The organism is Microcoleus sp. A6-C6 (assembly GCF_036705955.1).
GTDB lineage: Bacteria > Cyanobacteriota > Cyanobacteriia > Cyanobacteriales > Microcoleaceae > Microcoleus.
On record NZ_JAUBVR010000138.1, the window covers coordinates 1 to 7087 of the forward strand.

Here is a 7087-nt window from a genome sequence, read left to right on the forward strand (position 1 = left end):
TATCCTTTCTCTTCGCTGTGCTTATCTCAACGGTCAACTTTCAATTTGATGTATTTGCCAAAGTGAGATGCACCCGTTGGTCATGCCGCAGGTTTGTTACTCAAATCCTTACGGGATAAGGCAGAACAATGGTGGTATTTTCTGAATGACCCCTCGGTTCCTCCGGATAATAATTTAGCAGAACGTTCCCTACGGCTAGCTGTAACTAAGCGGAAAGTTTCTGGTGGCTCTCGTTCGATGAAACGATTTGAGGAAACTGCTAATCTTCTCAGTGTGATTCAAACCTGTCGTTTTCAAGCTCGTTCAGTAATGGCTTTTTTCCGTGAGGCTATTTCTGCCCATTCTTGTAACTTGGCTATGCCTGATCTCCTTCCCATTTTTCACACCTGAATCCTTACAACGAAACACAACTAGAAGATGGTTCTTACTTAACTTTTATTAATCCCCCAGGCAAATTAAAAAAAAAGGATTTGAACCCATACAAATTAGAGTAATCGAGTACACGATTGAAAACTTAAACGACCCAACAGCAGAAATTAGATATCGTTTGATTACAAGTTTATTGGATAGTCAAAAATTCCCAGCCAAGTTATGGGCTGCCGAATATCATCAACGGTGGGAAGTCGAAAATACAATTGATGAACTCAAGGTACATCTCTTAGAACGAAAAACTCATATTCGTTCTCAAAGACCAAGAGAAGTAGTGCAAGAAATTTATGGTCTATTATTAGGACATTGGGCAGTGCGGTCATTAATTTGTCAAACAGCGCATAGTGCAGAAATTTCCCCATTAAGTCTTTCTTTCACGGGTACATTACGAGTTATTCGTCGTGCTGTTCCAAAATTTCAGAGATTAAAACCAGAAGAAATTCCCTTTTTTTTAGTTGGTTAAGTCGGGAGATACTTGATAACACTTTACCTAAAAGAGTTCAGAGAAATAACCCAAGAGTGGTAAAAAAACCTGTTTCAAAATTTCGCTCAAAAAAAGTTAAACACAGAGGTACTGGCCTAAAAATGAATCCTCCGGTTTTTACTATCTTAAATCCTCTCCAGCGTTAAGTAAACCGTATTGCCCTAAAGGCATAATTTGAGCCTTAAATGGCCAGAAACCCGGTTTCTGGGCCTAAGTTTCTCCCGCACTCTTGCACCCGGATTTATGATGTTAAAAGTTCCGATCTTTTGCTCGCCAAAGTTTTAAGAGGCGATCGCACCCTGAAGAAGCCACCCCGCGCCATCAAAAAACTAACACATCCCATTACTCAAGGGCAACAGATATGGCCTCCGAAATTTATGACAATTCCTTTACAAGCGATCGCCCAAACCTGAATATTTCTGACCGAGCCGAAGTGTTTGTCTTTCCGGCATCCTTTGCCCAGCAGCGCTTGTGGTTTCTCGACCAATTCGCCCCGGAAAACCCTTTCTACAATGTAGTAACAGCACTGCGCTTAACTGGTTTCCTCAACTTAATAGCATTAGAGCAAACCTTCAATGAAATAGTGCAGCGTCACGAAACATTGCGAACCACTTTTGCAGCGGTATCAGGTCAACCAATGCAGATAATTTATCCAGTTTTCCCGCTCAATTTTAAAATATTAGAACTGCAACATTTGCCGCCAGAACAACGGCAAACTGAAGCCAAGAAACTCACCGCCGCCGAATCTCTTCGCCCTTTCAATTTATCCACCGGGCCGCTGATGCGAGTCACCATTTTGCGGCTGACGGAGACCGAGCATATTCTGTTGCTAAATATGCACCACATCGCCTCGGATGATTGGTCGATCGGCGTGCTAATTCGCGAAATAGAAGCTATCTATACAGCTTTGATAAATCGACAACCATCTCCCCTGCCAGAATTATCGCTGCAATATGCCGACTTTGCAGAATGGCAGCGCGAATGGCTGCAAGGAGAAGTATTAGAAACTCAGCTAGCCTACTGGCGGCAGCAATTGCGCGGGATTTCGGTGTTAAATTTTCCGACAGATCGTCCTGCACCAGCTCTGCAAAATTATCGAGGAAAAACTCAATATTTAGAACTACCTAAAAAGCTCCAAGATGCACTGTTAGCGCTTTCTCAGCGAGAAGGAGCTACTTTATTTATGACATTGCTCGCTGCATTTCAAACTTTGCTTTACCGATACTCGCAGCAAACAGATATTGTTGTCGGTTCGCCGATCGCCAATCGCAACCTGAGCGAAATTGAAGCATTAATCGGGTTTTTTGTCAATACTTTAGTGCTGCGGACAGACTGCTCGGAAAACCCGACGTTTCGAGATTTTTTGGGCAGGGTGCGGGAAGTGACCCTGGGAGCTTACGCTCACCAAGATTTGCCTTTTGAGAAGCTCGTAGAGGAATTGCACCCAGAGCGATCGTTGAATCGACACCCGCTATTTCAGGTAGTATTCGGTCTGCAAAATGCGCCGGTGGACGAGCTAGAATTGCCAGAATTAAAGTTGAGTTCTTTTCATTTAGAAACTCAAACAACCCGCTTTGATTTAGAGCTGCATTTGTGGGAAGCTACTGACAAATTTCGCAGCAGATACGGCGAACAGTGGGAATATTCGGAAGGCTTGAGAGGCGTAGCTGTGTACAATCCTGATTTATTTGATGAAGTGACGATCGCGCGGATGCTGAAACATTTTAAAACTCTGCTGGAAAGCATTGTCGCCAATCCCGAAAAAAGCATCGCTAACTTACTTTTATTGAGCGAGGATGAAGTGAATCAATTATTAATCGAATGGAACGATACTCGCACAGATTATCCTCAAAATAAGTGCATTCATCAGTTATTTGAGGAGCAAGTCGAGCAGCATTTGGAGGATGTCGCCGTAAGTTTTGACAGCCAGCATTTGACTTACAGAGAACTCAACAGCAAAGCCAACCAACTGGCGCGCTATTTACAAAAACAGGGCGTGGGGGCGGAGGTTTTGGTGGGGCTTTGCGCCGATCGCTCGATCGACCTAATTGTGGGGATGTTGGCTGTACTGAAGGCTGGAGGCGCTTATTTACCGTTAGATCCGAGCTATCCGCGCGATCGGCTAAACTTGATGCTGGAAGATGCAGAAGTTAAAGTCTTGGTAATTCAAGATAAATTGAGCGAAAATTTCCGATACTTCTCGAATTCGGTGATCAACTTGAATTGCGATTCCGAACAAATCGCCAAAGAAAGTACAGAAAATCTCACCAACAAAGTCACAGCAGATAACCTAGCTTACGTCATTTACACATCAGGCTCCACCGGAAAACCCAAGGGAGTTGCTGTCACCCACAAATCAGTAAATCGGCTTGTACTCAACACCAACTACATAAAAATAGAACCTACTGATAAAATTGCCCAAGTTTCAAATTCTTCATTCGATGCAGCCACATTCGAGATTTGGGGAGCCTTGCTCAACGGCGCTCAACTCGCGATACTCAGCACCAACCTTACCCTTTCGCCTCACGATTTAGCATTAGAATTGCGCCAGCAAAATATCACGATCTTGTTTTTAACTACCGCCTTATTCCAGCAAGTTGCTAGGATTTTACCTGAAGCTTTTAATTCGCTGCGCTGCTTGCTATTTGGCGGCGAAATTGCGGATGTTAGATGCGTAAAAAAAGTTTTAAAACAGGTGGAAACTACTAAATTAATTCACGTTTACGGGCCTACCGAAAATACCACATTTTCCGCTTATTATCAGGTGCTAGACGTACCGGAAACCGCCACATCTCTCCCCATCGGCAGTCCTCTCGCCAATACGCAGATTTATCTCCTAGATGCGGAATTGCAGCCGGTGGCGATCGGTGTTATAGGTCAATTGTACGTCGGCGGTGACGGATTGGCGAAAGGCTACCTCAACCAGCCAGATTTAACTGCTGCTGCATTCATTCCTAATCCTTTTAGCAATAAACCTGGTTCGTGTCTTTATAAAACAGGTGATTTAGGCCGCTATTTAGCTGACGGCAACATCGAGTTTTTAGGTCGCCTTGACAATCAAGTAAAAATTCGAGGCTACCGCATCGAATTGGGAGAAATAGAAGCAGCTTTGTGCCAGCATCCACAAGTGCGCGAAGCAGTAGTAATTGTCAGAGAAGACATCCCAGACGATAAACATTTGGTAGCTTATGTTATTCCTGACGACCTTAATAAAAAATTAGAAATTACCCATCTAAAATCAAGTGAATTGCGCCATTTTTTGAAAGAAAAATTACCAGGATATATGGTTCCTGCAACTTATGCAGTGTTGGAAAATATGCCACTGACGCCTAATGGTAAAGTAGACCGCCGCGCCTTGCCTGATATAGATACAGACAGCGAGGATATAACAGAAAATTATGTAGCGCCTCGGACTGATATCGAAGAGGTGCTGGGGAAAATTTGGGCTAAAGTTTTGGGGAAACAGCAGGTTAGTATCTACGATAATTTCTTTGAACTAGGCGGGCATTCCCTGCTAGCAACTCAGTTAATTTCTCGCATCCGAGACGCTTTGCAAGTCGAGTTACCTGTCAGCAATTTGTTTGAGGCTCCGACTGTGGCGAGTCTAGCAAAATACATTGAAACAGTGCGCTGGGCTGCGAAAGGTTTGGATACTCCCAGAACCGACGAAAATGAGCGAGAAGATGTGGAATTTTAAGGCCTTACATAATTGCGGGATGATTTTGATTGTTTTGTGGGATGGGCGTCCAAAAGTGGGGAGCATCTCACTTTTGCAGCCAAGCTAGAAATCTAAGTTTTGAGGCAGGAGGGAGGATGCAGGAGGAAAGAGGAAGAAGGAAGGAGCCATAATAAGTGTTTTTACAAATATGAGATGCTCCCAAAAAGTGTGTGTCTAAGTGCAATCAAATTGGCGACAGGAAACCAGAGGAATAGAACTCCAACAGATCTAATCTTTGGCATCCAAATGTTGAGCTAATTTGGGGACTGAATCCTCTACTAAAAGCTATGGCATCACCGCTGAGGGGATGACAACCCTCCTCAAACCCTGATGGAGTAAAGACTTAGCCCACTTATGCTAAATAAAGATAGGCAGCCTTAACTGAACGGTATTGCAATATACTGGTCTTTAGTTACTTTCCCTCTTGAATAAATCTTCATCAGGATTACTGACGGCTAAAAACTTCAGAAGCAGGAACTCTGTTTGACAGCCTGTCTTTTGACATTGTTCATACTTGTGTAGCATAATGGCTTTTCTCGATATTTTAGCAAATGACAATGAGTAAATTGAACAGCGTTTTGAACCCTTCACTGGTTGCTGAACCTCCCATTAATCGTTTTTATCGCACCGTTTGGCGATGGCACTTCTATGCAGGCTTGTTTGTTATTCCTTTCATGCTGATTTTGTCGATCACAGGCATCATTTACCTATTTAAACCGCAATTAGATGCTGCAATGTATCACCAGAATATGTTTGTGCAGCCTGCGGATGTGGTGATGCCTTATACTCAACAGGTGGCAGTTGTTCAACGAACTTATCCTGATGCCAAAGTAACAAAATTTACGCCGAGCGTTGCGTCTAATCGTAGTGCTGAAGTGACGATCGCGACTAAAGATCAAAGAACACTAGCCGTTTTCGTGAATCCTTATACGGCTAAGATTTTAGGCGATCGCGATGAAAATAATAATCTCCAAGCGATCGCACGCAAGATTCACGGCGAACTGATGATCGGAAAATTGGGAGATTATTTAGTAGAGCTTGCTTCTTGTTGGGGACTGATTTTGCTAATTACCGGATTATATTTATGGTGGCCTCGCCGCAAAGTAAATTTTTTAGGAACATTAATTCCGCGTGTGTGGAGCCAGAATAAGCGGGTATTTTGGCGGGACTTACACGCCGTTTCGGGATTTTATGGCGTATTGCTAATTGGCTTTCTCATCATTAGTGGACTACCCTGGACAGGTTTTTGGGGAGATACCTTCGCTCGTTTGTCGAGTCACTATCCTGCACAAATGTGGGATAACGTGCCTCAATCGACAACACTCACAGGCTCACTCAATCAACAGGGCAATCAAGTTGTGCCTTGGGCAGTAGAGCAATTACCAATTCCTAAATCGAGTACGCCTAGAGATGAGCATCATTCAGGACACAACGAAGTTATCGGGCGAACTCTTGCTGATACGTCCGTAAATCTAGATTCTGTTGTAAATTTAGCTCAAGCAAAAGGCGCACCCCCTGGATTTAGTGTTAGTTTTCCAGAATCCAAAACGGGTGTGTATACGGTTTCGGCATTTCCAAATAATCCGGCGCAAGAAGTCACTTTGCACATCGATCAATACAGTGGCAAAGTATTAGCAGATGTGCGATGGAAGGATTACGGGTTAGTACCCAAAGTCGTATCAATGGGAATTTCCATTCACATGGGCAAATATTTTGGATTGAGCAATCAACTACTGATGTTGTTTGCAGCCTTAATTTTGATTGTGCTTTCAGTCAGTGGTACGGTGATGTGGTGGCAGCGTCGTCCGAAAGGGACGGGTTGGCTCGGTGCGCCTCCAATGCCCACCCATGTTCAGGGATGGAAAGTGCCACTCGCAATCGTTGCTGTTTTAGGGATTGCCTTCCCGCTTGTAGGACTTTCACTCGTCACCGTTCTGCTGTTGGATTATTTCGTGTTGGCTCGTATTCCTGCCATCAAGCGCATTTTCAGTTAAAGGTGGGAGGGTGACAAAGAGGTCTAGGAACTAGACCGAATCAGTGCGTAGGTTTGGCCTCAAGGGAACGAACCCTCCGTTTCACTCCCCCCAACATTTTCGCTACAATTTTCCTTTTTAGTTAGGAAATTTCAGTGCAGAATGCCCTGACAGCTTCTGCAAACTGCTGGTTATGCTCCATTAATGCCATGTGTCTTCCTTTCTGTATAGTAACTAGCTCTGCTTGAGGTAACTCTGCTTTCATTCGCAGGCTAGTTGGGGGGGTAGTGGCAATATCTGAATCGCCACATATTACCAACACAGGAATGTCAATTGAGCGCAAAGTTTTTGTTTCATCATATTGGAACATTGCCAGCGTACCGCGAGCGAGAACGCCGGGAGAACCCAGGGGGAACGCATCTTATTGAACACTGTTCATCAGTGATGAGTATATTTTAAGATAAATTCACCATTGTTAGAAGC

General features: G+C 43.9%; 4 protein-coding genes and 2 pseudogenes. 5 read left to right on the forward strand and 1 reads right to left on the reverse strand.

Features of this window, described 5'->3' with window-relative positions:
• Positions 1–78: 78 nt before the first annotated feature.
• The 5 genes and pseudogenes from QUB52_RS28220 to QUB52_RS28240 form a co-directional block, all read left to right on the forward strand.
• Positions 79–390 (forward strand): annotated as a pseudogene (locus tag QUB52_RS28220) (IS66 family transposase); the annotation flags it as partial.
• Between the two features lie 11 nt (positions 391–401).
• A pseudogene (locus QUB52_RS28225) lies at positions 402–892 on the forward strand (transposase); the annotation flags it as partial.
• Between the two features lie 206 nt (positions 893–1098).
• On the forward strand, positions 1099–1326 hold the full coding sequence (locus tag QUB52_RS28230; RefSeq protein ID WP_332975576.1) for a hypothetical protein: 228 nt from the start codon (positions 1099–1101) through the stop codon (positions 1324–1326).
• Positions 1275–4610, forward strand: a complete 3336-nt coding sequence (locus tag QUB52_RS28235; protein WP_332975575.1) for a non-ribosomal peptide synthetase — start codon at positions 1275–1277, stop codon at positions 4608–4610. Before QUB52_RS28230 ends, QUB52_RS28235 begins: the two co-directional genes overlap by 52 nt.
• Positions 4611–5188: 578 nt before the next feature.
• Positions 5189–6625: a PepSY-associated TM helix domain-containing protein gene (locus tag QUB52_RS28240; RefSeq protein ID WP_332975574.1), complete on the forward strand. Its 1437-nt coding sequence runs from the start codon at positions 5189–5191 to the stop codon at positions 6623–6625.
• A gap of 121 nt (positions 6626–6746) precedes the next feature.
• Here the strand turns inward: QUB52_RS28240 and QUB52_RS28245 are convergent, their stop codons facing one another.
• Positions 6747–6974 (reverse strand): alpha/beta fold hydrolase, encoded by a 228-nt coding sequence (locus QUB52_RS28245; protein WP_265239492.1) that lies wholly within the window; start codon positions 6972–6974, stop codon positions 6747–6749.
• Positions 6975–7087: the final 113 nt, after the last annotated feature.